The sequence below is a fragment of the Micromonospora sp. SD12 genome (genome assembly GCF_052068495.1).
GTDB lineage: Bacteria > Actinomycetota > Actinomycetes > Mycobacteriales > Micromonosporaceae > Micromonospora > Micromonospora echinofusca.
The window spans coordinates 88,397-109,762 of record NZ_JBQHDF010000002.1; the positions used below are offsets into that span (position 1 = coordinate 88,397).

At 75.4% G+C, this 21,366-nt stretch carries 24 protein-coding genes; 11 read left to right on the plus strand and 13 right to left on the minus strand.

Going from position 1 to position 21,366, the window contains the following annotated elements; translation table 11 throughout:
• The first annotated feature begins 90 nt into the window (after positions 1 to 90).
• From ACTMS2_RS04170 to ACTMS2_RS04185, 4 genes are all read left to right on the plus strand, one after another.
• Positions 91 to 786, plus strand: a complete 696-nt coding sequence (locus ACTMS2_RS04170; RefSeq protein ID WP_441174183.1) for a response regulator transcription factor — start codon at positions 91 to 93, stop codon at positions 784 to 786.
• A complete protein-coding gene (locus ACTMS2_RS04175) occupies positions 783 to 2,057 on the plus strand; it encodes an ATP-binding protein (protein WP_441174184.1) in 1,275 nt (424 codons plus the stop codon). Before ACTMS2_RS04170 ends, ACTMS2_RS04175 begins: the two co-directional genes overlap by 4 nt.
• A 153-nt stretch (positions 2,058 to 2,210) precedes the next feature.
• Positions 2,211 to 2,753 (plus strand): PepSY domain-containing protein, encoded by a 543-nt coding sequence (locus ACTMS2_RS04180; RefSeq protein ID WP_441174185.1) that lies wholly within the window; start codon positions 2,211 to 2,213, stop codon positions 2,751 to 2,753.
• Positions 2,754 to 3,066: 313 nt separating this feature from the next.
• Entirely contained in the window at positions 3,067 to 4,170 is a 1,104-nt protein-coding gene (locus ACTMS2_RS04185) for a beta family protein (protein WP_441174186.1), read from the plus strand.
• 34 nt (positions 4,171 to 4,204) lie between these two features.
• Here the strand turns inward: ACTMS2_RS04185 and ACTMS2_RS04190 are convergent, their stop codons facing one another.
• Together ACTMS2_RS04190 and ACTMS2_RS04195 are read right to left on the minus strand one after the other, a co-directional pair.
• A complete protein-coding gene (locus ACTMS2_RS04190) occupies positions 4,205 to 4,486 on the minus strand; it encodes an adhesin (protein ID WP_101414353.1) in 282 nt (93 codons plus the stop codon).
• A 184-nt stretch (positions 4,487 to 4,670) separates the two neighbouring features.
• Entirely contained in the window at positions 4,671 to 5,744 is a 1,074-nt protein-coding gene (locus ACTMS2_RS04195; protein ID WP_441174187.1) for an NAD(P)-binding domain-containing protein, read from the minus strand.
• A 135-nt stretch (positions 5,745 to 5,879) separates the two neighbouring features.
• Between ACTMS2_RS04195 and dacB the strand changes: the two genes are divergently transcribed.
• Positions 5,880 to 7,463: a D-alanyl-D-alanine carboxypeptidase/D-alanyl-D-alanine endopeptidase gene (gene dacB / locus ACTMS2_RS04200; protein ID WP_441174188.1), complete on the plus strand. Its 1,584-nt coding sequence runs from the start codon at positions 5,880 to 5,882 to the stop codon at positions 7,461 to 7,463.
• 37 nt (positions 7,464 to 7,500) lie between these two features.
• Here the strand turns inward: dacB and ACTMS2_RS04205 are convergent, their stop codons facing one another.
• The 5 genes from ACTMS2_RS04205 to ACTMS2_RS04225 form a co-directional block, all read right to left on the minus strand.
• Complete coding sequence (locus ACTMS2_RS04205) at positions 7,501 to 7,827, minus strand: hypothetical protein (RefSeq protein WP_441174189.1); 327 nt, start codon at positions 7,825 to 7,827, stop codon at positions 7,501 to 7,503.
• A 161-nt stretch (positions 7,828 to 7,988) separates the two neighbouring features.
• A complete protein-coding gene (locus tag ACTMS2_RS04210) occupies positions 7,989 to 8,333 on the minus strand; it encodes a DUF1330 domain-containing protein (RefSeq protein ID WP_089001802.1) in 345 nt (114 codons plus the stop codon).
• A 116-nt stretch (positions 8,334 to 8,449) separates the two neighbouring features.
• A complete protein-coding gene (locus ACTMS2_RS04215; protein ID WP_441174190.1) occupies positions 8,450 to 8,881 on the minus strand; it encodes a nitroreductase family deazaflavin-dependent oxidoreductase in 432 nt (143 codons plus the stop codon).
• Positions 8,882 to 9,030: 149 nt separating this feature from the next.
• Positions 9,031 to 9,963 (minus strand): hypothetical protein, encoded by a 933-nt coding sequence (locus ACTMS2_RS04220; RefSeq protein ID WP_441174191.1) that lies wholly within the window; start codon positions 9,961 to 9,963, stop codon positions 9,031 to 9,033.
• Between the two features lie 175 nt (positions 9,964 to 10,138).
• Positions 10,139 to 10,732 (minus strand): pentapeptide repeat-containing protein, encoded by a 594-nt coding sequence (locus ACTMS2_RS04225; RefSeq protein ID WP_441174192.1) that lies wholly within the window; start codon positions 10,730 to 10,732, stop codon positions 10,139 to 10,141.
• Between the two features lie 78 nt (positions 10,733 to 10,810).
• Between ACTMS2_RS04225 and ACTMS2_RS04230 the strand changes: the two genes are divergently transcribed.
• Positions 10,811 to 12,043, plus strand: coding sequence for a serine hydrolase domain-containing protein (locus ACTMS2_RS04230; RefSeq protein ID WP_441174193.1), 1,233 nt, complete (start codon positions 10,811 to 10,813; stop codon positions 12,041 to 12,043).
• A 65-nt stretch (positions 12,044 to 12,108) separates the two neighbouring features.
• On the opposite strand, the gene ACTMS2_RS04235 is transcribed toward ACTMS2_RS04230, so the two are convergent.
• The gene (locus tag ACTMS2_RS04235; protein ID WP_441174194.1) at positions 12,109 to 12,987 is read right to left on the minus strand and encodes a hypothetical protein; all 879 of its coding nucleotides are present in this window, start codon (positions 12,985 to 12,987) and stop codon (positions 12,109 to 12,111) included.
• 179 nt (positions 12,988 to 13,166) lie between these two features.
• Between ACTMS2_RS04235 and ACTMS2_RS04240 the strand changes: the two genes are divergently transcribed.
• Positions 13,167 to 13,808: an NAD(P)-dependent oxidoreductase gene (locus tag ACTMS2_RS04240; protein WP_441174195.1), complete on the plus strand. Its 642-nt coding sequence runs from the start codon at positions 13,167 to 13,169 to the stop codon at positions 13,806 to 13,808.
• 13 nt (positions 13,809 to 13,821) lie between these two features.
• Here ACTMS2_RS04240 and ACTMS2_RS04245 read toward each other — a convergent pair whose 3' ends face one another.
• Positions 13,822 to 14,286: a PPOX class F420-dependent oxidoreductase gene (locus tag ACTMS2_RS04245; protein ID WP_363898277.1), complete on the minus strand. Its 465-nt coding sequence runs from the start codon at positions 14,284 to 14,286 to the stop codon at positions 13,822 to 13,824.
• A gap of 92 nt (positions 14,287 to 14,378) precedes the next feature.
• The gene (locus ACTMS2_RS04250) at positions 14,379 to 15,017 is read right to left on the minus strand and encodes a DUF6642 family protein (protein ID WP_441174196.1); all 639 of its coding nucleotides are present in this window, start codon (positions 15,015 to 15,017) and stop codon (positions 14,379 to 14,381) included.
• Between the two features lie 305 nt (positions 15,018 to 15,322).
• On the opposite strand from ACTMS2_RS04250, the gene ACTMS2_RS04255 reads away from it, so the two are divergent.
• Complete coding sequence (locus ACTMS2_RS04255) at positions 15,323 to 16,111, plus strand: D-Ala-D-Ala carboxypeptidase family metallohydrolase (RefSeq protein ID WP_441174197.1); 789 nt, start codon at positions 15,323 to 15,325, stop codon at positions 16,109 to 16,111.
• A 165-nt stretch (positions 16,112 to 16,276) separates the two neighbouring features.
• Here ACTMS2_RS04255 and ACTMS2_RS04260 read toward each other — a convergent pair whose 3' ends face one another.
• The 3 genes from ACTMS2_RS04260 to ACTMS2_RS04270 form a co-directional block, all read right to left on the minus strand.
• On the minus strand, positions 16,277 to 16,711 hold the full coding sequence (locus tag ACTMS2_RS04260; protein ID WP_441174198.1) for a hypothetical protein: 435 nt from the start codon (positions 16,709 to 16,711) through the stop codon (positions 16,277 to 16,279).
• Positions 16,712 to 16,810: 99 nt separating this feature from the next.
• The gene (locus ACTMS2_RS04265) at positions 16,811 to 17,545 is read right to left on the minus strand and encodes a response regulator (protein ID WP_441174645.1); all 735 of its coding nucleotides are present in this window, start codon (positions 17,543 to 17,545) and stop codon (positions 16,811 to 16,813) included.
• Positions 17,524 to 18,777: a sensor histidine kinase gene (locus ACTMS2_RS04270; RefSeq protein WP_441174199.1), complete on the minus strand. Its 1,254-nt coding sequence runs from the start codon at positions 18,775 to 18,777 to the stop codon at positions 17,524 to 17,526. The genes ACTMS2_RS04265 and ACTMS2_RS04270 overlap by 22 nt, the downstream gene beginning before the upstream one ends.
• A gap of 134 nt (positions 18,778 to 18,911) precedes the next feature.
• Here ACTMS2_RS04270 and ACTMS2_RS04275 point away from each other — a divergent pair, with 134 nt between their 5' ends.
• From ACTMS2_RS04275 to ACTMS2_RS04285, 3 genes are read left to right on the plus strand one after another with little or no spacing between them, the layout of a single operon-like run.
• Complete coding sequence (locus ACTMS2_RS04275) at positions 18,912 to 19,808, plus strand: ABC transporter ATP-binding protein (protein ID WP_441174200.1); 897 nt, start codon at positions 18,912 to 18,914, stop codon at positions 19,806 to 19,808.
• Positions 19,805 to 20,602, plus strand: a complete 798-nt coding sequence (locus ACTMS2_RS04280; protein ID WP_441174201.1) for an ABC transporter permease — start codon at positions 19,805 to 19,807, stop codon at positions 20,600 to 20,602. Before ACTMS2_RS04275 ends, ACTMS2_RS04280 begins: the two co-directional genes overlap by 4 nt.
• A gap of 2 nt (positions 20,603 to 20,604) precedes the next feature.
• Positions 20,605 to 21,348, plus strand: coding sequence for a YqeB family protein (locus ACTMS2_RS04285; RefSeq protein ID WP_441174202.1), 744 nt, complete (start codon positions 20,605 to 20,607; stop codon positions 21,346 to 21,348).
• Positions 21,349 to 21,366 lie beyond the last annotated feature (18 nt).

The window sequence follows — 21,366 nt, forward strand, 5'->3', positions numbered from 1 at the left end:
CCCGACCGGCGGTTGGCCCGAGCCCTGGGCAGGGCTAAGGGACGGTTAAGGTCCGCCGCCGGCCCGCCCGGTGGCGGCTAGCCTGCCACTGTGGCCCGCCTGCTGCTCATCGAGGACGACCTGACCATCCGTACGCCGTTGCTGCGGGCACTGCGCGAGCGGGGGCACGCGGTGGCCGCCGCCTCGACGGCGATGACCGGCCTGCGCGACGCGCTCGACGACCGGCCCGACCTGGTGGTGCTGGACCTGGGACTGCCCGACCTGGACGGCCGGGAGCTGCTGCGGATGCTCCGCGCGGTCAGCGCCGTGCCGGTCATCGTCGCCACCGCCCGCGACGACGAGACCGAGATCGTCCGGGTGCTCGACGCCGGGGCGGACGACTACGTGGTGAAGCCCTTCACGGCCGCGCAGCTCGACGCGCGTATCCGGGCGGTCCTGCGGCGTGGGACGGGACCCGCCTCGGAGGGGGACCCCGCGCTGGTCGTCGGCGGCCTGCGGGTGGACCCGCGGTCGAGGCAGGTGACCCTGGACGGTATACCCGTCGAGCTGACCCCCCGCGAGTTCGACCTGCTGCACCACCTCGCGGGTCGGCCCGGCCAGGTGGTCACCAAGCGGGAGCTGCTGGCCGAGGTCTGGCGGGTCCCGTACGGCGGCGCCGACAAGACCGTGGACGTGCACCTGTCCTGGCTGCGACGCAAGCTCGGGGAGAGCGCGCAGGCACCCCGCTACCTGCACACCGTGCGGGGCGTCGGGGTGCGGCTCGAGGCGCCCGGGAGCGCCGGATGAGGGCCCGACTGGCGCTGCTCGTCGCCGCGGTCAGCGTCCTCACCCTGGTCGCCTTCCTGGTGCCGCTGGCGTTGCTGGTGCGCACCGTCGCGGCGGACCGGGCCACCGTACGGGCCACGGCCGACGCGCAGAGCCTCGTCACCGTCGTCGGCACCGCCGACACCGCGACGATCCGGCTGACCGTCGAGCAGCTGGCCACGGAGTCCGAGCGCTCCGTCACGGTGTTCCTGCCCGACGGCACGGTGCTCGGCGCCCCGGCCCCGCGTACGCCCGCGGTGGCGCTGGCGGCGCGGGGGCAGAGCCTCACCGCCGAGTCCGGGCGGGGGCGGGAGGTGGTGCTCGCCGTGCAGGGTCGCCCGGACGGCACCGGCGTGATCCGCACGGTGGTGCCGCCCGCCGAGCTGACCGCCGGGGTGACCCGGTCCTGGCTGGCCCTGGCCCTGCTCGGCGTGCTGCTGGTGCTGATCGGGCTGGCCGTGGCCGACCGGCTGGCCCGCACCCTGGTCCGGCCGATCGGTGAGCTCTCCGAGGTGTCGCACCGGTTGGCGAACGCGGAGCTGGACGCGCGCGTCACTCCCGCCGGGCCGGCCGAGCTGCGTGAGGTGGCCGGCGCCCTCAACCACCTGGCCGGCCGGATCCAGGTGCTGCTGGTGCAGGAGCGCGAGGAGGTCGCCGACCTCTCGCACCGCCTGCGCACCCCGCTGACGGCGCTGCGCCTGGAGGCCGAGTCGCTGCGCGACCCCGAGGACGCGGCCCGGGTGACCGCCGCCGTGGACGGGCTGGAGCGGGCGGTCACCGGCCTGATCCGGCAGGCCCGTTGGCGGGTGCCCACGGCCGGGGCGGCCAGCGCCGACGCGGCGGCAGTGGTGGCCGAGCGGGTGGCGTTCTGGTCGGTGCTGGCCGAGGACACCGGGCGGGCGGTGACGCTCGACCTGGCGCCGGGACCGCTGCCGGTGGGCGTGCCCGCCGACGAGTTGGCGGCGGCGGTGGACGCGCTGCTCGGCAACGTCTTCGCGCACACCCCGGACGGCACCGCGTTCGCCGTCCGGCTGGCGGCGGAGGCGGGCCGCACGGCGCTGACCGTCGCCGACGACGGGCCGGGGATGCCGCCCGGCACGGTCGACCGGGGCGCGAGCACCGCCGGCTCCACCGGCCTGGGCCTGGACATCGCCCGCCGGGCCGCCCAGGCCAGCGGGGGCCGCCTCACCCTGGGTGCCGCGCCCTCCGGCGGCGCCGAGGTACGCCTCGAACTCGGCCCGCCCCGGCCCTGACCCTCCCCCGCCCCGTCCCGGCGAGGCGCCCTCGCCCGGCCCGTCCTCGGCGCACCCCTGGTGAGGCTTAACCCGGCCTTAGCGTTCGGGCAGCGTGGCGCTATCCGGGCGGGCGTGATCCTGGGACACGTAGACCGAGGAAGGGTGAACGAGATGAAGCGCAAGTCCCTGATGCTGGCGTCGCTCGGCGGCGCGGCCGTGCTGGCCGTGACCGGCGCGTCCTTCGGCGTCGCGGCGGCCGACAACGGCGCGGCCCGGGCGACCACCCTGGCCGCCGCCACCACCGCCCCGACCGCCCCGGGCACGCCGAGCGGCACCGGGAGCGGCGCCCCGGCGACGAGCGGCGCGCCGACCACCGGCACCCCGGCGGCGCCCGCCAGCCCTTCGGGCAGCGGCACCCCGTCGGGCAGCAGCGCGCCGGCCACCGGCGGCGATGAGGTGAGCGAGCAGCGGGCCCGCGAGATCGCGCTGGCCCGGGCGGGTGGCGGCGAGGTCGTCGAGGTCGAGCGCGAGGACGAGGACGGCCGCGCCGTGTGGAGCGTCGAGATCGTGTCCGGGCAGACCGAGCACGAGGTCGACGTGGACCGGGGCGACGGCAGCGTGGTCAAGGCCGAGCAGGAGCCGGTCGACGACGACGATGACGACGACCGCGACGACGACTCCGACGATGACGACGACGACCGCGACGACGACTGATCCGGCGTCCTGCCCGCCGCCGTCCCGATCCTGGGACGGCGGCGTCGTCGTTTCCGCGGACGCAGCGGCCCGGACGGCGGCGGCGGGGTCGGTGCGGTTCGAGGTGCCGGCCGCGACGCCGAGGACGCCGCCGCAGCCGAGGTAGCAGGCGCCGTTGCGCTTGTAGAGGCGTGCGCCCTCCGACGTGCGGCGCAGCCGACCGGCCCCGGCGCGCGCAACCGTTGTCCCCCACGGATTCCGCGCGGCACCCCCGGGCGGGCGGTGCGGGCCGATCGACCCTGTGACGGACACCGATGTCTGGCTACATTGGGGTATGGTGCCCGCCCACCGGGGCCGGGCGGCGGAACCGGTCTACCGCCCCATCCTCGCCAACCGGCGGGGCGAGCTGGAGGCGCTCGGTCATCTCGACGACGTCGTCGTGCCCCTGCTCGCCCCGGTCCTCCAGGTGTCCGCCCTGGACCGGCTCACGATCGACGTGCTCCGTCGGCTGCCCGACGGGCTGCTCACGGGCGTCGACATCAGCGCCCTGCCCGACGCCCCCGAGACCGAACTGGCCCGTTGGGGCGTACCGCTGGTGCCGGTGATCGGGCTCGCGGACAGCGACCGGCGCCTCGTCGCGCACGGTGCCGCCGCCCGGGCCCACGCCCGGCGGGCGGTCGTCCGACTACGGGTCGGCCACGACCGCGGCGGCCCGGACGCGGCCACGGCGGCGGCGGAGCGGGTCTGGCGGTTCACCCGCCTGGTGCCCGAGCAGTGCGACCTGCTCCTCGACGCGGGCGACGTGTGCTGCCGGGCCGACGTGCGGGTGGCCGAGCCCCGCGTGCGCCGGCTGCTGGAGTGGGCCCGCCGGCACGCCTGGCGCTCGGTGAGCGTGGCGGCGGGCGGCATGCCCCCGGCGGTGTCCGCCCTGCCGACCGACGAACCGGTACGCGTCGACCGCTGGGACTGGCAGCTCTGGCAGCGCCTGGCCGACCTCGGCGTCGGGTACGGCGACTACGGCGTCGGCTCCGCGGTGCCCGGCGCCGAGCAGGAGGGCGACCGGCTCCCCACCGTCCGCTACACCACCGACGGCGCCTGGTGGGTGTACCGCTGGTCGCGGCGGGGCGGCCGCGGCGACGACCGGTTCGCGGACCTGTGCCGCACCGTCGTCTCGGCGCCGCACTGGCCTGCCGCCGGCGCGGCGTTCTCCTGGGGCGACCACGAGATCCTGCGGCGTGCCCGCAGGGGCGCCGGCGCCGGTTCCGCCAGCAACTGGGCGGCGTGGAGCACGTCGCACCACCTGGCACACGTGCTGGCCACGCTGCCGCACCCGGGACGGGAGTTCCGGCCGGGGCCGTGGCGGTCCGGTCAGGCGCCGCCGGAGCGGGGCCGCCCCGCCCGGCCGCACCGCAACGGGGAGACCCGGCGGGCCGGCTGAGCGCCGTCCCGCCGGGCACCGGTACGCACCGGCGTCACTGCTTCTCGGTGAACCCGAACTGGATGACGCCCTCGTCGTCGACGCTGGCGTCCACCGACGCGTCGCCGAGCAGCTCGGCGGCGTCGGAGTCCAGGAAGATGCGGGCGCCCTGGTTGTCGACCACGTGGTCGCCGTCGACGGGCTCGGCGACCAGCTCGACGGTGAGCGAACCCGCGTCGGTGTCGGCGGCGATCCGCACCCCGCCGTCCTCGGCGACGTCCTGCTGGCTGGCGAGGTCTCGGATGACCAGCACGGCGTTGTCGGTCATGGTGAGCATGGCGGACCTCCTCGTGGATTCTCGGATTCACGGTGCGGGACCGGGCATCGGCCCGCGGACGAGCACACGTGGGAGGCGATGGCGGGCGACGCGTACGCACGTCGCCGTCGCTCTTCGGGGCAGCTGAGGGCCCCTCCACGGCCTACGTTGCCCCCTGCCGGGGCATCCGTCAAATAGAGCGGTCTCAGTGCGCAGCGCCGGCCGGGGCGAGCCGGGCGCGGATGTCGCGTACCGCCGCGCGGCCGGCCCGGTTCGCGCCGATCGTGCTCGCCGACGGGCCGTACCCGATCAGGTGAATCCGCTCGTCGGCGACCACCCGGGTGCCGTCCATCGTGATACCGCCGCCCGGGCCGCGCAGCCGCAGTGGCGCGAGATGGTCCAGCGCGGCCCGGAAACCGGTGCACCACAGGATCACGTCCGCCCGCACGAACCGCCCGTCGTCCCAGGCCACCCCGTCGGGCGTGATCCGGTCGAAGACGGGTACCCGGTCCAGCACGCCGCGCTCGCGCAGCCGGCGCAGCTCCGGCGTCAGCGGCAGCCCGGTCACCGCCACCACGCTCTCCGGCGGGCGGCCCGCGCGTACCGCCGCGTCGACCAGGGCCACCGCCGCGCGCCCCCGCTCGGGGGTGAACTCCTCGTCGCGGAAGTCGGGCGGGCGCCGGGTCACCCAGGTGGTGCCCGCGGCCACGGTCGAGACCTCGGCGAGCAGTTGCACGGCCGACGTTCCGCCGCCTACCACCACGACCCGCCGACCGGCGAACTCCGCCGGCCCCCGGTAGTCGGCCGTGTGCAGCTGCCGGCCCCGGAAGGTCGACCGGCCGGGATAGTGCGGCCAGAACGGCCGGGTCCAGGTGCCGGTGGCGTTGACCAGGGCGCGCGTGCTCCAGGAACCGTGGTCGGTGTGCACGGCCAGCCGGCCGTCGGGGCGGTCGCGCACCTCCCGGACCCGCACGGGCCGCCGCACCGGCAGGTCGAACTCGCGCTCGTACGCGGCGAAGTAGGCGCTGACCACCTCGGCCGCCGGCCGGTCGGGTCCGGCCGCCGGAAAAGGCAGGCCGGGCAGGTCGTGGAAGCCGTGCACCCGGTCGAGCCGCAGCGTGGGCCAGCGGTGCCGCCACGCCCCGCCCGGCCCGTCTCCCCCGTCGAGGATCACGAAGCCGTCCCCGGGGGCGAACCCGGCGCGGCCCAGGTGGTGGCCGGCGGAGAGGCCGGCCTGCCCGGCCCCGATCACCAGCACGTCGACGGAGCGCTCGTCCATGCCCCGTACAACACCGGCGGGCCCGCCCGGCTGCCCGCCGGAAGCGTCTCGCCGGTCACAGCCCGCCGGGTCCCCGGAAAATTTCTTTCCATCGACGGTCTTTTCTGGCAGATACCTGCATGGCAGCATCACCCCATGCATCGTCGTCTCTTCCCCCGGACGCTCGCGCTGGTGGCGCTGGTCGCCGCCGCTGCCACGGCGGGCGCGCCCACCGCCACCGCCGAGTCCCCGACCCCCGCGGCGACCCGCCTGAACGCCACCATCGACGCGATCCTCGCCGACAGCCGGCTGGCCGGGGCGCAGGCCTCGGTGGTGGTCAAGGACGCGACCACCGGGGAGACGGTCTACCACCGCAACGGCGACCGCCGGCTGGTGCCCGCCTCCAACACCAAGCTGCTGACCTCGGCGGCCGCGCTGGAACTGCTCGGGCCGGGCCACCGCTTCAGCACCGAGGTGCGCACGAGCGGCGCCCGCCGCGCGGGCCTGGTCTCCGGCAACCTCTACCTGCGTGGCGGCGGCGACCCGACCATGCTGGCCGCCGACTACGACGCGCTGGCCGCGCAGGTCGCCGAGGCGGGCGTCCGGGTGGTCACCGGCAACCTGGTGGCCGACGACACCCGCTACGACAGCACCCGCCTCGGGCCGGACTGGACCTGGGACGACGAGCCGTACTACTACGCCGCGCAGGTCTCGGCCCTGACCGTGGCGCCGGACACCGACTACGACGCGGGCACCGTCATCGTCCACGCCGCCCCCGGCGCGACCGCCGGGGCGCGACCGGTCGTCACCACCACCCCGCCCACCAGATACCTGAAGATCGACAACCGGGCCGAGACGGTCGCCGGCGGAGCGACGTCGATCTCCTTCGAGCGCGCGCACGGCAGCAACACCGTCGTGGTCACCGGGCAGATCGCGCTCGGCACCGCGCCGGAGAGCGACTGGGTCAGCGTCTGGGAGCCCACCGGCTACGCCGCCGACGTCTTCCGCTCGGCGCTGCGCCGGCACGGCGTACGGGTGCTCGGCCGCACGGTGCTCGGGCAGCCCACCCCCGAGGGCGCGGCCGAGGTGGGCCGGCACCGCTCGATGCCACTGGCCGAGCTGATGGTGCCGTTCCTCAAGCTGTCGAACAACGGGCACGCCGAGGTGCTGACCAAGGAGATCGGGCGGGTGCTCTCCGGCTCCGGCACCTGGTCGGCCGGGCTGACCGCGATCAGCGAGTACGTCGCCGACGCCGGGATGGACACCGGCACGCTGCGCCAGCGGGACGGCTCCGGGCTCTCGCGGCGCAACCTGATCCCCGCCGACGAGTTCGTGGACCTGCTCACCGCCGTCCGCGCGGAGCCCTGGTTCGACACCTGGTACGCGGCCCTGCCGGTCGCCGGCGAGGCGGACCGGTTCGTCGGCGGCACGCTACGCAGCCGGATGCGGGGCACCCCGGCGGCGGGCAACGTGCACGCCAAGACCGGCAGCCTGACCGGCGTCTCCGGCCTCTCCGGCTACGTCACCGACGCCGACGGGCGGGTGCTGGCGTTCTCGATCCTGCTCAACAACTACCTCGCCTCCTCCGTGAAGACGCTGGAGGACCAGATCGCGATCGCCCTGGCCTCGTACACGGCAAGGAGCGTGACCGGCGCGCGGGTCGCGCCCCCGGCGGCGCCGGACGCCCCCCGGGTCCCGGAGGGCCTGGAGTGCGCGTGGATCAAGCCGACCGCCTGCTGACGGGCCGGCGGGGCCCGGTGCGAGGGCCCCGCCGGCGCTAGGCGCCGGGACGGTGCGGAAGCTCGGCCGCCGGGTCGCCGCGCTCGATCAGCGCGGCGATCTCGGCGGGACGCAGGCCGCGCTGCGTCAGTACCCGGGTTCCCCAGCGGTGCAGCCGGCACGGGTGCGGGCTGGCGTCGTTGCGGCAGATCGTCCCGCCGGACCAGAGCCGGGGCGCGTGCACCACGACCGCCCGCACGGCGAACTGGGCGTCCTCGACCGTCACGTACGGCGGCATCGGGATCTCCCGGAGCACCTCCCCGGACGGCTCCCGCACGCCCCGGGGGGCCCTCGGACGGACGGTGCGGGTGGTGGTGCTGCTCATCGGTGACGCCTCCACAGGGGATGGTCGGACGTGGACAGCAGAAAGTTACGGCGGGATCGACGCGGTGCGACGGACAAACTGTCCCGAAGCGTGGACAGGGCACCGCCCGCCGTCGATCGGGCGGCGGGCGGTGGGCGACGTCGTCGGGGCGGAGCCGCCGGTCAGCCGGCCGCCCGGGCCCGCAGCCGCGCGGCCGTCCGGCTGGCGTCGTAGTCGGGGGGCACGCCGTCGACGATCAGCGTCGCGCCCGGGATGTGCCGGGTGCGCAGCGGCAGGATCTCCCGGTACGCCGGCGAGTCGTACCAGGCCCGGGCCCGCTCCACGTCGGGGAACTCGACGATGACCACGGTGCCCGGCCAGTCGCCCTCCTTGACCTCCACCTCGCCGCCGTGCACCCGGAACCGGCCGCCGAACGGGTCCAGCGTGGCCTGGATGCGCTCGATGTAGGTGAGGATGTCCTCGTTGATCGGCGCGTCGTGCAGGTGGGCGAGCGCGAACGCGGGCATGGTGCCTCCCGGGGGCCGGTGCGCCCGGCCGGATGACCGGGGCGGTACGCCGAGTCTCGCGCCGCCGCCCGCCCGACGTCGATTACCCGTGGGGTAACGACGGGCTGTCGCCCAGGTCAGGCGCGTTCGAGCACGACGACCGGGATGTCGCGGTCGGTCTTCGCCTGGTACTCGTCGTACGCCGGCCAGATGGCGGCCATCGTGGACCACATGCGCGGCTTCTCCCCCGCCGTGGCGGTACGCGCCCGCGCGGTGAAGTGCTCGGCGCCCACCTGCACCTCGACCAGCGGCTCGTCGAGCAGGTTCAGGTACCAGGCCGGGTGCTTCGGATCGCCGCCCTGCGAGGCGACAACCAGGTAGGCGTCCCCGTCGCGGCCGTAGATGAGCGCGGTGCGCCGCAGCTTCCCGCTACGCCTGCCCCGGGTGGTCAGCAGCAGCGTGAAGACACCGGGCTGCCACTCGTGTCCCTCGGCGCCGTCGGTCTCGACGTAGCGCCGGATGTGGTCGGCCACCCAGCCCTGCGGGCTGTCCAGCACCTGCTCGCTCATCGACTCTCCGTTCGCCCGCACCCACCGGTCGTCGCGCCCACGCTACTGTGGGTCACGACCGGCCGGCGGGCGAACGACGACACTGGTGCCGACGAGCCGCGACCGCCGAGGTCAGCGAGCCGTGACCGCCGAGGTCAGCGCGGCCGGGGTCAGCGCAGCGCGACCGCCTGGACCCCGACGCTGCCGCAGTCGTCGCTGAAGGCCTGCTCCACCGTCCAGGTCAGCACGAGCCGGCCGCCCTTCGGCGCCTGGAACCGGATGGTGAATTCCGTGGACCGGCTGGTGTGCCGGTCCTCGATCCGCAGGGTCCGGCTCGGACCGCCGACGGAGAGGCGGGCGTCCAGCCGGCCCCGGGCCATCCACACCCCGGCGTACAGGCGGACGGTGCGGGCCCGGCCGTCGGCGGCCACCGCGAGCGTGAAGCCACTGCCGACGCCGCACCGGTAGACCCCGTGGGACGAGCCACTCACCGAGGCGACCGGGCTGCCGTCGCGCCAACTGAAGCTCTCCTGGTTGTCGTCCCAGCCGCCGCGCCGGCCGGAGCCGCCCTCGTCGCGGATCTCGCCGGAGCCGCCGCGCTTGCGGACCGTCGAGTCCGCGCCGCGCAGGCCCCAGTGGACCCAGTCGCGACCGCCCACCGTGGTCAGGTCCACCTCGGCCGGCGCCTCGGCCATGCCGGCGTCGAGCACCGCCGGCACCGCCGGGGCGGACGTCGGCGGCGTCGGGGACGGGCTCGGCGGACGCTGCCGGGGCCGCAGCCCGGGCGAGACCAGGCCGGCGTCGAGGTCGCGCCCCTCCAGGCCGGGCAGGCCGCTCGGCCGGCCGGCACCCGCGGGCACGCCGTCGGCGCTCTGCCCGCCCGGTTCGGGGTCGCCGGCGATCAGGTACGACGCGAGGGCGACCAGGCAGACGACCACGGCCACCCCTCCGACGACCCACCGGCGGCGCTGCCGCGCCCGGACCAGTCGCCGCAGGTCGGCGCGGGTGCGCCCGGCCAGGGGGAGGAGGGGGTGGCGGATCGGGGGCGGGGCACCGTACCGCGACGGCCGGATGCGCTGCCGGGTGAGGTCTTCCTCCGCCACCGACCCTCCACTCCCCACCGGCCCGGCCGGACGCGAACACCCGCCGTGGGCGTTCCCGGCCCGCACCGCCCCGCCCGTCGCGCCGGGCGGGACGGGTGTGTCCAGTTCGTCACCGGACCGTAGCGGACATCGATCGGGAACGTCGTCGCGGGTCCTGCGGGCGGGTCGGCTCCCGTCAGCGGATCTCGAAGCCCAGTGCCTGCGCGATCACGATGGCCTGCGCGGCGTCGACGATGGCCCCGGCCCGCTCCACCGCCGTCGGGTCGAGCGTCGTGAGGTCACTGCCGCGCAGGTCGGCACCGACGAGCCGGCAGCGGTGCAGCTGCGCGGCGGAGAGGTCGACGCCGGTGACCGTGGCGCCGGTCAGGTTGGCCCCGGTGAGGTCCGCCTCGCGCATCCGGACGTCGGTCAGCCGGGCCCCGCGCAGGTCGGCACCGGGCAGCCCGACGAACGACCAGTCGCCGCCGGCGACGGTCAGCGGCCGCAGGTCGCACTGGGCGAAGCTGCTGCCCACGAGCTTGCAGCCGGTGAACTGCACCTCGAAGAGGTTGCACCGCTGGAAGGTGCAGCGGGTGAAGGCCGAGTCGGTGTGCCGGGAGGAGTTGAACCGCACGTTGCCGAAGGTGCAGCCGTCGAAGACCGCGCCCCGGCTCACCGCCTCGCTGAGGTCGACGTCGAAGAAGGTGCAGCGGACGAAGTGCCGGTCCACGAGCTCCTCGCCGTACCAGTCCTCGTCGCGGAACGTCGCGTCCTCGGTCACCTCGGGCATCGGACCAGGCTACCGAGGGGCTGGGACAACTGGCGGCGGCCCTTCCGGCGCGGCGTACCGGCTAGTAGTTTCGGCGGCGTGAGTGTGGCACGCAGCATCGACCCGGACCAGATCGGCTTCGACCCGGCGCGGTTGGCGCGCATCGACGAGCACTTCGGAAGGTACGTCGACGACGGTCGCCTCGCCGGCTGGCAGGTGCTGGTCACCCGCCGGGGCGAGATCGCCCACTCCTCGACGTACGGGCTGTGCGACGCGGAGGCGGGCAGGCCCGTCGAGGCGGACACGCTCTGGCGCATCTACTCGATGACGAAGCCCGTCACCTCGGTCGCCGCGATGATCCTGTGGGAGGAGGGCCGCTTCGAGCTGACCGACGAGATCAGCCGGTGGCTGCCCGAGTTCGCCGACCTGCGGGTCTACTCCAAGGGCTCGGCCCTCAAGCCGTACACGGTGCCGGCGGTCGAGCCGATCCGGGTCTGGCACCTGCTCACCCACACCGCCGGCCTGACGTACGGCTTCATGCAGACCTCGGTGGTCGACACCATCTACCGGGCCGCCGGCTACGACCTGTACCCGCCGGCGGACGTCGACCTGGCGACGGCCTGCCAGGCCTTCGGCGAGCTGCCCCTGCTGTTCCAGCCCGGCACCGCGTGGGGCTACTCGGTCGCCACCGACGTGCTCGGCCGGCTGGTCGAGGTGGTCTCCGGGCAGAGCCTGGACGCGTTCTTCGCCGACCGGATCTTCCGTCCGCTGGGCATGACCGACACGCACTGGTGGGCCGAGGGCGACGCCGCCGAGCGGCTCGCCGCTCTCTACGCGCCCGACCCGCGCACCGGCCGCGCCTTCCGCTACGACACGCTCGGCGCCCTGGCGTACGAGAAGCCGCTGCTGCTCTCCGGCGGCGGCGGCCTGATCTCCAGCGCCGCCGACTACCACCGGTTCACCCAGATGCTGCTGCGCGGCGGGGCGCTCGACGGGGTGCGCCTGCTGGGGCCGCGCACGGTGCGTTTCATGACCCGCAACCACCTGCCCGGCGGGCAGGACCTGGAGACCCTCTCGACCGGCGGCTTCGCCGAGACCACCCTCGACGGGATCGGCTTCGGGCTCGGCTTCGCCGTGGTCGACGACCCCGTCCCGAGCCGGGTGCCGAGCAGCCCCGGCGAGTACTACTGGGGCGGGGTGGCCAGCACGGCGTTCTGGGTCGACCCGGCCGAGGAGGTCACGGCCCTGTTCTTCACCCAGCTCATGCCGTCGAGCACCTACCCGATCCGGCCGCAGCTGCGGCAGCTCGTCTACTCCGCCCTGGTCGACTGAGCCGGCCGCACTCCGCCGGCGCGGGTGAGCGGCGGCACGGTCCCGGCTCGGCTCCGGTCGCCGGGTCACCGCTGCCGGCAGTCCTCCGTCCCGTCGGGGGACGTCCGGCAGTCGGTGTGCGCCCGGGCCGTGCCGGTGACCCGGAACGGGCGGCCCGCGTCGTCGATCGTGACGGTGCCGGTGCGGCCCCGCGCCGCCCAGTCCAGCTCGATCTTCCAGTCGCAGTCGCAGTCATCCGTGTAGCCGATGACGAGGAAGGTCTCGGCATCGGCCAGCGACACCCGGTACGGGAAGCGGATCTCCTTGCGCTCGTGCTCGGGGAGGCTCTGCCCGCCCTCGTCGAACATGCCGGCGGTGAGCACCGGAGGGTCCTCGTCCAGGTTCGCGTCCACCCACCGGTAGGCGGTCGGGCCGCCCCCGCCCGGAGCGGCGAACACGCCCCGCAGGGCGGGACGCCGCGTCACCGCCCGCACCCGCAGGTCGGTGAGGGTCACCTGTGCCTCGTCGACTCCCTGGACGGTGAAGTAGACGTACTGCCGGGAGGCCGGGGCTCCGGCGGCCTCCCGGGCCCACTGCGTCCAGTCGCCCGACCAGACCGGTCGGGTGGGAATGTCCGCCAGCGGCGCCTCGACCACCCAGCCGTCCGTCGGGTCGTGGCCCACGCGGACCGCGACCGTGAACGGCAGCGCGTCGGGGTCGGGCGGAGGCGGCGGGGGCGTGCCGGGTAGGAGACCCCAGGCGAGGAGCCAGGCGGTCAGCACCGCCGTGACGACGGCCGCGAGGACCCCGGCGAACCAGCGGCCGGCGGGCGGGCCGGCGGGTGAGAGCCGACGCAGCAGCGACCACAGCCGATCCGACCGGCGCGTCCCCGGTTCCTCCGCCGGTGCCGTCGACGGACCGGGGGGCACGGGCGTCTCGGCGGGCGCGTCACGTTCCTTCGTCATCGCGTCCACCCCCGCCCTCAGCGGTCACGGCCCGATACCAGTGCACCCCGACACCGGGCGAGGGCGCAAGGGCGGTTGCGCCGGCCGGGATCCCCGGTCCGCCAGCGCGCGGCGGCACCGGTCAATAGCCTGGAGACGGGCTACGTCCGCCGGGCCGGACGGGCCGGGCGGGAGGCGGTATGAGCAACATCGTCGTTTTCGGCGCGGGTGGCACCGCGGGCTCGCGGATCACCGCCGAGGCGGTCGGCCGGGGCCACCGGGTCACCGCCGCGGTGCGCCGGCCGGAGGCTACCTCGTACCTGCCACCGGCCGTCACGGTGGTGACCGGGGACGCCACCAGCGAGCGGAGCGTACGGGAGTTGGCGCCCGACACGGACGTCATGGTGGTGGCGATCGGCGGCGGCGAACACAACCTGTGGCTCGACGCGGCGCGGAACCTGGTCGGCGCGCTGCGGGGCATGCCGGGCGCGCCCCGGATCGTCCACGTGGGCGGCGGCTCGACCCTGCTCACCCCGAAGGGCACCCGTTACCTCGACGAGCCGGACTTCCCCGAGGAGTACCGCGACGCGGCACTGGGGCAGGCCGACGCCCTCGACTTCTACCGCTCCTCGGCCGACGGGGTGACCTGGACGTACGTCTCCCCGCCGCCGCTGGAGTTCCATCCGGGCGAGCGCACCGGGCACTACCGCACGGGCGGCGACGAGCCGGTGACCGACCACGAGGGCCGCTCGGTGCTCAGCTACGAGGACCTGGCGGTGGCGATCGTGGACGAGATCGAGCAGCCGCGCCACGAGAACGCCCGCTTCACCGCCGCGTACTGAGGGCGGGGGCGGGTCAGTCGGCGAGGTGGGCCGGGAAGCCGCCGGTGGCGATCGGACCCCACGCGTCGATGGTGACCCGGATGAGCGACTTGCCCTGACGCAGCATGGCCGCCCGGTACTCGTCCCAGTCCGGGTGCTCGCCGGAGATGCAGCGGAAGTACTCCACGAGCGGTTCCAGCGCCTCCGGCAGGTCCAGCACCTCGGCGGTGCCGTCGAGGTGTACCCACGGGCCGTTCCAGTCGTCGGAGAGCACGCACGCCGACACCCGGGGGTCGCGGCGGACGTTGGCGACCTTGGCCCGCCCGGGATAGGTGGAGATCACCAACCGTCCCTCGCCGTCCACCCCGGCGGTGACGGGGGACGACTGCGGCCGGCCGTCGGCGCGGGTGGTCATCAGCACCACCCGGTGCCGCGGCCGGAGGAACTCGGTCAGCTCGGCCCGGTCGACCCGGGTGTTCGTCGCGATGCTGCGTGCCATCGTTCGTTCCTACCAGGGCGCCCGCCGCACGGCGACCGCACCGGCCCACCCGGGCGCGGTGGCCCACCGGCCACGCGGGCACGCGGGCGACCTCACCGGGGTCGCGGGGCGGCGCGGCGGGCGGCCTGGGCGGGCACGCGGGGGCGGACCGACGGCCGCCAGGCGCGGCCGTTGGCGTAGATCACCCGGAAGCCGAGGTACGAGGCGAGCGGCGCCCAGTGCGCCGAGCCCATCCGCAGCTCGGCGGCGTTGTGGCGCTGGCCGTTGGCCAGCACGTCGAGCAGGACGGTTTCGAAGGCGGCCGATTCGACCCAGTCCACCTCGCGGGTGTACCCGCAGATCAGCGCCGCCCCCGTGGCGTCGAGGAAGCCGCGCAGCACCGCGTCGGAGGCGCGCAGCACCGAACAACTGCCGAAATAGAGCCGTCGGCCTTCGCAGCGACCCGCCATCAGCTCGGCGACGTCGGCGAGCGCCACCGATTCCCAGTCGGTGAGGCAGAGCCGGCTCGGCTCGCCGTGCATGGCGAAGAAGCCGACCCGGTGGTCGGCGTACTGCTTGAGCAGCCAGCGGTCGACGAAGTAGAACAGCTCGTCGCGGGTGGCCGCGTCCTTGTGGATGAAGCGGATCTTTCCGAGCCGTTCGAGCAGTTCGAGGGTGGGCAGGACGGAGCCGCGCTCGTTGAGGTCGCGGTGCCACTGGCCCTCGATGCAGAAGACGCCACCACGTGCCATGCCGCCCCCTCCCCCGCTCCCGCCGGCGCTGACGTTACCGGGTCGGACTGGCCGGCTCACATCACCCTGCGTGTGCCCGACTGCCGCTTTCCGTGCCTTTCGCGGTCCCCTGTCGTCGAATGCCGACCCTTGGGTGTTTCGCAATTCGCGTACTGCCCAGGCAACGCCCAGGAACGGCGAATCGTGAGGACAATTCTTGTTAATTGCCGCGAACCGTCCGTCGCCCTGCCAGGGTGGAAATCACGGGACGGGCAGGCCGATGTCCCGGACGCCACCCCAATCGCACTCCTATCGGGAGGACTTCTGTGCGCGTTAACACCCTGAAACGGGCCGCTGTCGCATTCGCCCTGGCGTTGCCGGCAGCCGCTGTCGCCACGGTGGTCGCCGCGCCAGCGGCCCACGCCGACGGCTGCTACACGTGGAAGCGCAACCTCTACCAGGGACGCTCCGGCGACGACGTCCGCCAGTTGCAGATCCGGGTGGCCGGGTGGGCCGGCAACCGGGACATCGTGGAGAACGACGGTCGCTACGGACCGAAGACCGCCGCCGCCGTCAAGCGATTCCAGTCCGCGTACGGGCTGCGCGCCGACGGCGTCGCCGGGCCGCAGACGTACGGCAAGCTCTACGACCTCCAGGACAACGACTGCACGCCGCGGCACTTCAGCTTCAGCGAGATGGACGACGGCTGCGGTCGCGGCGGCTGGAGCGGCGGTCCGCTCTCCCCCGCGCAGACCAGGCAGAACGCGCTGCGCACGATGTGGAAGCTGGAGGCGATGCGGCGCAGCCTCGGCGACAAGCCGCTCTACGTCAGCAGCGGCTTCCGCAGCCGTGTCTGCAACAGCCAGGTCGGCGGGGCGTCGGACAGCCAGCACCTCTACGGCAACGCCGCCGACCTGACCTCCCGCACCAGCTCCCTCTGCCAACTGGCCCGCGACGCGCGCAGCCGGGGCTTCAGCGGGATCTACGGGCCCGGCTACCCGGACCACGACGACCACGTGCACGTGGACTCGCGACGGGAGAACGACCGGGACGACACCCCGAACACCACCAGCTGGTCCGCGCCGGACTGCGGGATCGGCGCCGGCAACGACTGACCGCCACGCCGGGCGACCGGGCGGCGACGGTCACCGGCGGTCGACGGGTGACGGGTGAGAGGTGACGCCGGCAGGTGGCACGGCGACGCCGGCCCGGGACGCGGGATGACACCCCGTGTCCCGGGCCGGTTCCGTTCCCGGTCGTGCCGGCGGGCGTACCCCCGCTCAGCTCGCCCGGGGCCAGCGCGGCGCGGTGGTGGGGGAAGCCACCGGCCGGCCGGGGCCGGCGGGCCGGGCGCCGGGCGCGACCGCCCGCGGACCGCCCGGGTGCCCGGCGGACGCGCGGGAAGCCGGCGCGGGGCCGGTCACCGTGAACGGGAACGGCACGTGCACGAAGGGGTTGCCGTGCCGCACCAGCGCGTCGACCTGCCGCTCGTTGAGCCCGTGCCGCTCCAGCACCCGCCGGCCCCAGCGGTGCAGCCGGCACGGGTACGTCGCGCCGTCGTTGCGGCACAGCGGGCCCGCCGGCCACTCCTCGGCGGCGTGCACCACCACGGCCCGCACCGCGAGCCGGACGTCCTCGGGGGTCAGCGACGCCGGTACCGGCACCTCGCCCAGGATCTGGTCGATGGGATCCGTCGACTGCTCACCAAATCGCACGGCAGACCTCCCGCGGCTCCGGCAGCGGTGCGGCCGACCCGCCGCACCGCATCCTCGGCGACTGGTACGGCCCGGCGCGCCGAAAGGTTCAACCCCGCCTCAGACGAGGCCGGCGTCGTGCACCAGCAGGGCGACCTGGACCCGGTTGTTGAGGTCGAGCTTCACCAGCAGCCGCGACACGTACGCCTTCACGGTCGCGACGCTCATGAACAGCTCGGCGGCGATCTCCGCGTTCGTCCGGCCCCGCCCGACCGCGACCGCGACCTCGCGCTCCCGCTCGCTGAGCCCGGCGAGCTGACGCCGCGCCCGCTCCCGGCGTGGCTCCGGGCCCCCGGGCGCGCCGGGCGCGGTCACGTGGTCGATCAGCCGGCGGGTGACCGCCGGGGAGAGCGTCGCCTCCCCCGCCGCCACCCGGTGCACCGCCCGCACGATCTCGGCCGGCGGGGTGTCCTTGAGCAGGAAGCCGCCGGCCCCCGCCCGCAGCGCCCGGAGCACCTGCTCGTCGGCGTCGAAGGTGGTCAGCACCAGCACCTCCGGCGGGTGCGGCGACGCGCGCAGCGCCTCGGCGGCCGCGAGGCCGTCGACCCGGGGCATCCGGATGTCCATCAGCACCACGTCGGGCGCGCAGGCGGCCACGGCGGCGGGCACCTCGCCGCCGTCGGCGGCCTCCCCGACGACGAGCAGGTCCGGCACGCCGCCGAGGATCATCGACAGCCCGGCGCGCACCAGCGCGTCGTCGTCGACGATCAGCACCCGCACCGGCCGGTCGGCGGTGGGGCCCGGCCCACCCCCGCCCGGCCCGGTCACGCCGGTCACGCCGGCCACGGCAGCCAGGCGGCCAGCCGGAAGTCGCCGGAGTCGTCCCGCCCGTACTCCAGCCGGCCGCCGGCCAGGCTGACCCGCTCGGCGATGCCGACCAGGCCCGTGCCGGCGCCCGGGATCGCCGGGTCGGCGACGCCGCCGACCGGCCACCGGTTGCGTACCTCCACGGTCAGCCCGTCACCGGGTGCGCCGGCGACGTCGACGGTGACGGCCGCCCCGGCGGCGTGCTTGCGGGCGTTGGTCAGGCCCTCCTGCACGATGCGGTAGACGCTGCGCCCCACCGCCGCGGGCACCTGCTCCCCCGCCGTGACCACGTCGCGGACACCGACCCGCACCCCGGCCGCCCGCGACTCCTCGACGAGCGCGGGCAGGTCGCCCAGGGTCGGCTGTGGGCGCTCCGGGTCCTCCTCGGTGACGGTCTCCGCGCGGAGCACCCCGATCACCTCGCGCAGGTCCTGCAACGCGGCGTGGGCGCTGCCCCGGATCACCCCGGCCGCCCTCGCCACCTCCCCCGGCGGCGCGTCCGGCCGGAACTCCAGCGCGCCGGCGTGCAGGCTGAGCAGCGAGATCCGGTGCGCCAGCACGTCGTGCATCTCCCGGGCGATGCGGGTGCGCTCCAGGTGCCGGGCCTGCGCCACCCGCAACTGCTGCTCCGCCTCAGCCCGCTCGGCGCGCTCGCGCAGCGACACGACGAGCTGCCGCCGCGCCCGGACGAACATCCCCCACGCCAGCACGCAGAGGCTGATCACCACTCCCCAGAGCGTCGTCGCCCAGTACGGCATCTGGGGGTCCGGGCGCAGGTAGCTGAAGGCGAAGTTGGTGACCAGACCGGCGGCGGTCACCCCGAGCGCGACAGCCGTACGACGGTGCACCACGGCCGTGAAGTAGAAGATCAGCAGCGGGACCGCTGACGCCATCGAGAACACGGTCAGCGGCAGGGTCGCCACCGTCAGCCCCAGCGGCCAACGGCGGCGCGCCCAGATCAACGCGCAGCAGACGAGGCCGAGCACGGCGTCGACCGGGACCATCCAGCGCTGCGGCAGCGGGGTGGCGAACTCGGGGTCGGGCGACGCCGCGTCGGCCGTGGCGAGCAGGACCCAGCCGAGGGAGAGCAGGAAGCAGAGGCAGTCCACCACCCAGTCGCGGGTGGTGCGCCGCGGCAGCCGCCCGGCCCGGGCCGTCGGGTCGACGCTCAGCGCCCCCGGCAGCAGCCAGGGGTGCTCCGGTACGGCGGCACTGGTCACGCCCGCAATGCTAGGCAGCCCCACGACGGGCCGACCAGCTACCAAAGTCGAGACCAGGGTGTCGACCAAGGTAGCCACCGGACTGCACCGTCGGCCGCAGCGCACGGCCGGGTGGCTCCGGCAGCGTGACCGGCATGATCGACGTGGAACACCTCACCAAACGGTACGGGCGGCACACGGCCGTCGACGACGTGTCGTTCCGCTGCGGGCCGGGCACCGTCACCGGCTTCCTCGGGCCCAACGGCGCCGGCAAGTCCACCACCATGCGGATGATCTGCGGCCTCACGCCGCCCAGCGGCGGCGGCGCCACGGTCGGCGGCCGGCCGTACCGGGAACTGCCGAACCCGGGACGCGAGGTGGGCGTGCTGCTGGACGCCTCGGCGCAGCACGCCGGGCGCACCGGGCGGGAGGCGCTGACCGTGGCCGCCGCCACGATGGGGGTGGACCGTGGGCAGGTGGCCACCAAGCTCGACCTGGTCGGGCTGAACGAGGTCGCGGCCGGGCGCCGGCTGCGGGCGTACTCCCTGGGGATGCGCCAGCGGCTCGGCCTGGCGCACGCCCTGCTGGGCGACCCCCGGGTGCTGATCCTCGACGAGCCGGCCAACGGCCTGGACCCGGAGGGGATCTTCTGGATGCGCGGCCTGCTGCGCGACTTCGCCGACCGGGGCGGCACCGTGCTGCTCTCCTCCCACCTGCTGCGCGAGGTGGAGGCGGTCGCGGACCGGCTGGTGGTCATCGGGGGCGGCCGGATCGTGGCCCAGGGCGACAAGGCCGAACTGCTGGCCGGCGGCGGGACGCTGGTCCGGGCCCGCGACGGCGTGGCGCTGCGCGGCGCGCTGGAGCGGTCCGGGCTGGCCGTCACCGAGGGCACCGAGGGGCTGCTGGTGCACGCCGACGCCGAGGCCGTCGGGCAGGCCGCCGCCGACGCCGGCGTCGCCCTCACCGAGCTGCGGGCAGCCGGCAGCGGCGGCCTGGAGCAGCTCTTCCTCACCCTGACCGCCGGCGCGTCGACCCAGGAGGCCGTCCGATGAGCACCACCACCACCGCCAGCCCGCCCACCGCCGCCGCCACCCCCGGCCATCCGGGCGTACGCCGGCCGTCGCTGCTCCGGCTCACCGGGGTGGAGCTGCGCAAGCTCGTCGACACCCGGGCCGGGCTCTGGTTGCTGATCACCATCGGGCTGCTGGCCGCCGCCCTCGTGGTGGTCCAGTTGATCTGGGCGGACGACGCCGCGCAGACCTTCGACAACTTCTTCGTCCCCTCGATGCTGCCGATCGGCCTGCTGCTGCCCGTGCTGGGCATCCTGTCGATCACCGGGGAGTGGTCGCAGCGTACGGCGCTGACCACGTTCGCCCTGGTGCCCCGCCGGGGCCGGGTGATCGTCGCGAAGCTGGCCGCGATGGTGCTGGCGGCGCTGGCGTCGGTGCTGGTGAGCCTCGGCGTGGCCGCCGCCGGCACGCTGGTCGCCGGGGTCACCGGCGGCGCCGGCAGCTGGCGCCTGGAGTGGGCCCTGGTGTTGCACGCCGTGGTGCTCCAGGTGGCCAACGTGCTGATGGGGGCCGGCTTCGGCCTGCTGCTGCTCAACACCCCGCTGGCGATCGTCGGGTACCTGCTGCTGCCGACCCTCTGGTCGATCCTGGGCGAGATGATCCGGCCGCTGCGTGGCCCGGCGGGCTGGCTCGACACGGGCCGGACCATGGAGCCGCTGCTCACGCCGGACGTGACCGCCGGGCAGTGGGGACGGTTCGCCGTGTCGCTGCTGGTCTGGCTGGCCGTTCCACTGGTCGCGGGGCTGATCCGCACGCTGCGGCGCGAGGTGTCCTGACGGTGGACGGCTACGGCGCACCCACCGTCGTCGACGGCGGCGCGGCGGAACTGGCGATCCTCTGGGGCGGCTTCCCGGCGCTCGGCGCGGGCGCGGGGTGGCTGCTCGTCACCGGCGCGGAGTGGGTCGCCGGGCTGCCCTGGGCCCCGGCGCGGGACCTGTTCGAGGTGGTCGCCCGGCTACCGGACCCGCAGGCCGGCATCGGCGGAGTGGCCCTGGGCACGCTGGGCGGCCTGCTGGTCGCCGCCGTGGGCACCGCCGAACGGCTCGCCGTCAGCGTCGACACCGAACGCGTACGGCTGCGTCGCGACCGCGCGGACCGGGAGGTCGGGCGGCGGGCGGTGCGCGCGGTCTTCGTCGACGGCAAGGACCTCGTGCTGCTCGGCGCGGACGACGAGGAACTGCTCCGGGAGCGTTCGGACCTGGCCGCCGCCCGGCTGCGCGACGCGTTCCGCGCGCACGGCTGGCCGTGGACCGACGGCGACCCGCACCGGGACGCGTACCGGCGGTGGGTGCCGGGCCTGCCCGGGCTGCCGACCGGCGCGGACGCGCTGCTGCGGGCCCGGCAGCGCGCGCTCGACGCCGACCGGGGCGGCGAGGCCCGGGAGCTGCGCGGCGAGCTGGGCCGCGCGGGGGTGGTGATCCGCGACGACGGGCGACGGCAGTACTGGCGGCTGACCCGGGCCGCCCCGCGTCCCCGACCGGAGGACACGGCTTCGGCCGAGCCGGAGGTCGACGGCCGGTAGCGGCCCGCGTCGCAACCC

Bases quoted from the DNA above. Each gene is read 5' to 3' on its own strand.
- ACTMS2_RS04205 (WP_441174189.1), bottom strand. From the start codon at position 7,827: ATGAGCAGCACCACCACCCGCACCGTCCGTCCGAGGGCCCCCCGGGGC.
- ACTMS2_RS04185 (WP_441174186.1), top strand. From the start codon at position 3,067: ATGGTGCCCGCCCACCGGGGCCGGGCGGCGGAACCGGTCTACCGCCCC.
- ACTMS2_RS04215 (WP_441174190.1), bottom strand. From the start codon at position 8,881: ATGAGCGAGCAGGTGCTGGACAGCCCGCAGGGCTGGGTGGCCGACCAC.
- dacB (WP_441174188.1), top strand. From the start codon at position 5,880: ATGCATCGTCGTCTCTTCCCCCGGACGCTCGCGCTGGTGGCGCTGGTC.
- ACTMS2_RS04225 (WP_441174192.1), bottom strand. From the start codon at position 10,732: ATGCCCGAGGTGACCGAGGACGCGACGTTCCGCGACGAGGACTGGTAC.
- ACTMS2_RS04195 (WP_441174187.1), bottom strand. From the start codon at position 5,744: ATGGACGAGCGCTCCGTCGACGTGCTGGTGATCGGGGCCGGGCAGGCC.
- ACTMS2_RS04250 (WP_441174196.1), bottom strand. From the start codon at position 15,017: ATGGCACGTGGTGGCGTCTTCTGCATCGAGGGCCAGTGGCACCGCGAC.
- ACTMS2_RS04245 (WP_363898277.1), bottom strand. From the start codon at position 14,286: ATGGCACGCAGCATCGCGACGAACACCCGGGTCGACCGGGCCGAGCTG.
- ACTMS2_RS04175 (WP_441174184.1), top strand. From the start codon at position 783: ATGAGGGCCCGACTGGCGCTGCTCGTCGCCGCGGTCAGCGTCCTCACC.
- ACTMS2_RS04190 (WP_101414353.1), bottom strand. From the start codon at position 4,486: ATGCTCACCATGACCGACAACGCCGTGCTGGTCATCCGAGACCTCGCC.
- ACTMS2_RS04275 (WP_441174200.1), top strand. From the start codon at position 18,912: ATGATCGACGTGGAACACCTCACCAAACGGTACGGGCGGCACACGGCC.
- ACTMS2_RS04180 (WP_441174185.1), top strand. From the start codon at position 2,211: ATGAAGCGCAAGTCCCTGATGCTGGCGTCGCTCGGCGGCGCGGCCGTG.
- ACTMS2_RS04235 (WP_441174194.1), bottom strand. From the start codon at position 12,987: ATGACGAAGGAACGTGACGCGCCCGCCGAGACGCCCGTGCCCCCCGGT.
- ACTMS2_RS04280 (WP_441174201.1), top strand. From the start codon at position 19,805: ATGAGCACCACCACCACCGCCAGCCCGCCCACCGCCGCCGCCACCCCC.
- ACTMS2_RS04210 (WP_089001802.1), bottom strand. From the start codon at position 8,333: ATGCCCGCGTTCGCGCTCGCCCACCTGCACGACGCGCCGATCAACGAG.
- ACTMS2_RS04240 (WP_441174195.1), top strand. From the start codon at position 13,167: ATGAGCAACATCGTCGTTTTCGGCGCGGGTGGCACCGCGGGCTCGCGG.